Raw genomic sequence first — 4,328 nt, forward strand, 5'->3', positions numbered from 1 at the left:
GCTACAAGGTGCGCTTCCAGGACCGGCTGTCGCGCGACGCCTCGGTCAAGCTGATGACCGACGGCATCCTGCTGGCGGAGACGCAGACCGATCCGCTGCTCAAGGCCTACGACACGATCATCATCGACGAGGCCCACGAGCGCTCGCTGAACATCGACTTCCTGCTGGGCTACCTGCGCGAGATCCTGCCGCGCCGGCCGGACCTCAAGGTGATCGTGACCTCGGCGACCATCGATGCCGACCGGTTCGCGCAGCATTTCGCCTCCGCTCGCCCGGCGCCGGGCCGCCCGGCCCCCTCGGGGGACAGCGACGACGCGCAGCGCGGAGCGTGGGGGCCCATGATTCCGGCGCCAGTGATCATGGTGTCGGGGCGGACCTTCCCCGTCGAACAGCGCTACCGTCCCTTCGAGGAATCGCGCGACCACGACCTCAACGACGCCATCGCCGAGGGCGTGGACGAGCTCTGGCGCGACCCGCACAACGCCGGCGACATCCTGATCTTCCTGCCCGGCGAGCGCGAGATCCGGGAAGCCGCCGATCACCTGCGCAAACACCTGAGCCACCAGCCGCTGATGCGCAGCGCCGAAGTGCTGCCGCTGTTCGCCCGGCTGTCGCAGGCCGAGCAGGAGCGGATTTTCGACAACCACAGCGGCCGGCGCATCGTGCTGGCCACCAACGTCGCCGAGACCTCGCTCACCGTGCCCGGAATCCGCTACGTGATCGATGCCGGCACCGCGCGGGTCAAGCGCTACAGCTTCCGCAGCAAGGTCGAGCAGCTGCTGGTCGAGCCGATCAGCCAGGCGGCGGCCAACCAGCGCGCCGGCCGCTGCGGCCGGGTCGCCAACGGCATCTGCATCCGGCTCTACGACGAGAAGGATTTCGAGAGCCGGCCGCGCTTCACCGACCCGGAAATCCTGCGTTCCTCGCTGGCGGGCGTGATCCTGCGGATGAAGTCGCTGCACCTGGGCGATGTCGAACGCTTTCCCTTCCTCGAGGCGCCGCAGCGGCGCGCGATCGCCGACGGCTACCAGTTGCTCAACGAGCTCGGCGCGGTCGACGATGCCAACGAACTCACGCCGATGGGCGCCGAGCTGGCCCGGCTGCCGCTCGACCCGCGCGTCGGCCGGATGATCCTCGAGGCCCGCGGCCGCGGCGCTCTCGAGGAAGTGCTGGTGATCGCCAGCGCGCTGTCGGTGCAGGACGTGCGCGACCGGCCGATGGAGATGCAGCAGCAGGCCGACCAGGCGCATTCGAAGTTCGACGACGAGAAGAGCGAGTTCAGCGGCTACCTGCGGCTGTGGAAGTGGATCCAGGATGCGCGCGGCCATTCACCCTCCACCGCTTGGCGGGGGAGGGCGGGGGAGGGGGTGCCCCATGAACCACCCGTGGGTGGGGCCGAAGGCCGCACCCACAAGCTCAGCAACCGGCAGTACGAGCAGCTGCTGCGGCAGAACTTCATCAACATTCGCCGCGTGCGCGAGTGGCGCGACATCCATTCCCAGCTGCTCACGGTGGTCACCGAGCACAAGTGGCGCATCAACGCCCAGCCGGCCGGCTACGAGCCGCTGCACCTGTCGATGCTCTCGGGCCTGCTCGGCAACGTCGGCTGGAAGCTGGAGGACGACGAGGCCTATCTCGGCGCCCGCGGCATCAAGTTCTACCGTCATCCGGGCGCCCACCTGAAGAAGAAGCCGGGCCGCTGGATCGTCGTTGCCGAGCTGGTGGAGACCACCCGGCTCTTCGGCCGCGGCATCGCCAACATCGAGCCGCAATGGCTCGAGCAGGTGGCCGGCCATCTGCTCAAGAAGCAGTTGCTCGACCCGCACTGGGAAAAGAAGGGCGCCCAGGTCGCGGCGCTGGAGCGTGCCACGCTGTACGGGCTGGTGGTCTACAGCGGGCGACGGGTCGATTTCAGCAAGGTCGATCCGGTCGCGGCGCGCGAGATCTTCATCCGCGAGGCGCTGGTCGGCGGCCAGTGGGAAAGCAAGCAGCATTTCCTTGCCGCCAACCGCAAGCTGGTGCGCGAGGTCGAAGGCCTCGAGCACAAGTCGCGCCGGCAGGACGTGCTGGTCGACGATGAACTGATCTACGCCTTCTACGACGCCCAGCTGCCGCCCGACGTGTCGAGCGGCATCACCTTCGAGAACTGGTATCGCGGCCAGTCGAAGGCGCAGCCGCGCCTCCTGTACCTGACGCGCGACGAGCTGATGCGGCACCAGGCGGCCGGCATCACGACCCAGTCGTTTCCGCCCACGCTCCGGCTGGGCGGCGTCGACTGCGCCGCGACCTACCTGCACGAGCCGGGCGACGCCAAGGACGGGCTCACGGTCAGCGTGCCGCTGTTCGTGCTGAACCAGGTGAGCGAGGAGCGCTGCGAGTGGCTGGTCACGGGCATGCTGAAGGACAAGATCCAGGCGCTGCTGAAGAGCCTGCCGCAGAAGCCGCGCGCCCGCCTGGTGCCGCTGCCCGAATCGGCCGCCCGTTTCGCCGACATGCTGTCGGCGCCCGAGGCTTTCGGCAATGGCTCGCTGACCGACGCGCTGCTCAAGCGGGTGCGCGACCAGACCAGCCTCGACGTCAAGCGCGCCGACTTCAAGCTCGACATGCTGCCGCCGCATCTGTTCATGAACCTGCGCGTGGTCGACGAGCACGGCCGCCAACTCGGCATGGGACGCAACCTGGGCGCGCTGAAGGCGGAACTGGGCGCGCAGGCCCGAGGCGCATTCCAGGCGCTGGCGGGACTCAACGTCAAGGCATCGGCCGGGCTCGCAGCCACGGCACCGACGGATGGCCGTCCGCCGGGCGCCGCCAAGCCGGCCTTGCCCGAGGCGGCAGCCCCTTCGCTGCCCGCGGGCCAGCGCTACACGGGCTGGACGTTCGGCGAGCTGCCGGAGCTGATGGAAGTGCGGCGCGGCGCGCAGTCGCTGATCGGATTCCCGGCGCTGGTCGACGGCGCCGACGCGGTGAGCATCGAAGTCTTCGACGAGCCTGCCGTTGCCGCCGCGAAGCACCGGGCGGGCCTCAGGCGGCTTTTCGCGCTGCAGCTCAAGGACGCCCTGAAGTACCTGGAGAAGAACATTCCCGATCTGCAGAAGATGGCCGTCGCCTACATGCCGCTGGGCACCGCCGAGGAATTGCGGGCCCAGATCATCGAGGTGGCGATCGACCGGGCCTTCCTGCAGGAGCCGCTGCCGACCGACGAGTTCGCCTTCAAGCGCCGGCTCGAGGAGGGCCGCGGCAGGCTCACGCTGATCGCCAACGAGATCGCGCGACTGGCCGGTGCGATCCTGGTCGAATACGGGCTGGCGCAGCGCAAGATCAAGGACACCAAGGTGCAGCCCGAGGCCACCGCCGATGCCGCCCAGCAGTTGCAGCGCCTGATGGGCAAGCGCTTCGTCGCCGACACGCCCTGGCCGCGGCTTGCGCACTTCGCACGCTACCTGAAGGCCATCACCCTCAGGCTGGACAAGCTGCGCGCCGACCCGGCGCGCGACACCCAGCGGCTGGCGGAACTGCGGCCCCAGGAGCAGCGCTACTGGCGCCTGCTGGCCGAGCGCAAGGGCGCGGCCGACGAGCGCATGAGCGAGTTCCGCTGGCTGCTGGAGGAACTGCGCGTGAGCTTCTTTGCCCAGGAGCTGCGCACGCCCCAGCCGGTCAGCGTGAAGCGGCTGGACAAGCTGTGGGCGCAGCTGGGGCACTGAGCGCCGGACAGGAAAAAGCCCGCCGGAGCGGGCCTTGACCGTCCGGCCTGGCGGGCTATATCCGCCCCATCAGCAGCAGCACGATCACGACCAGCAGTATCAGGCCGAGTCCGCCGCTGGGCCCGTAGCCCCAGCCGCGGCTGTAGCCCCAGCTCGGCAGCGCGCCCACCAGCATCAGGATCAGGACGATCAGCAGAATCAGCGAGAGGACATGGATTTCTCCTTGGGCGATGTGTTCTGAAGCCCCCATGCTCTGCCTGCCGTCTCGGGTCGACCGCGGGAAGGGGCCCCCTCCCGCGGTCAGGACTCTCCTACCGTTGCTGTCAGAGCCGAGCCAGTCGCTCGATCGCCGTGCGCAGGGTTTCGTCCTTCTTGGCGAAGCAGAAGCGCACCACGCGCTGGTCGAAGCCGTCGCCGTAGAAGGCCGCAAGCGGAATCGCGGCGACGCCGATCTCGCTCGTGAGCCACTGGCAGAAGTCCGCTTCGCCCAGGTCGCTGACCGCGCTGATGTCGACGCACTGGAAGTAGGTGCCGCCGCTGGGCAGCAGCTTGAACCGGGTCTTCGCCAGCCCTTCGGCGAACAGGTCGCGCTTGCGCTGGTAGAAGGCCGGCAGCTCCAGGTAGGGC

At 68.9% G+C, this 4,328-nt stretch carries 3 protein-coding genes; 1 reads left to right on the forward strand and 2 read right to left on the reverse strand.

Going from position 1 to position 4,328, the window contains the following annotated elements; translation table 11 throughout:
- A partial coding sequence (locus AC1D2K_RS30840; RefSeq protein WP_478093753.1) for a DUF3418 domain-containing protein occupies positions 1-3,701 on the forward strand: 3,701 nt, incomplete at its 5' end.
- 55 nt (positions 3,702-3,756) lie between these two features.
- Here the strand turns inward: AC1D2K_RS30840 and AC1D2K_RS30845 are convergent.
- Both AC1D2K_RS30845 and AC1D2K_RS30850 read right to left on the reverse strand, forming a co-directional pair.
- Positions 3,757-3,951: a DUF3309 family protein gene (locus tag AC1D2K_RS30845; protein ID WP_478093755.1), complete on the reverse strand. Its 195-nt coding sequence runs from the start codon at positions 3,949-3,951 to the stop codon at positions 3,757-3,759.
- Positions 3,952-4,024: 73 nt separating this feature from the next.
- The coding region (locus AC1D2K_RS30850) for an aminotransferase class I/II-fold pyridoxal phosphate-dependent enzyme (RefSeq protein ID WP_478093757.1) at positions 4,025-4,328 on the reverse strand (304 nt) is incomplete at its 5' end.

It is taken from the genome of Variovorax sp. P1_H12_2 (genome assembly GCF_056405335.1).

What these genes read in the sequence shown, in the direction of transcription:
- AC1D2K_RS30845 (WP_478093755.1), bottom strand. Translation starts at nt 3,951, where the DNA reads ATGGGGGCTTCAGAACACATCGCCCAAGGAGAAATCCATGTCCTCTCG.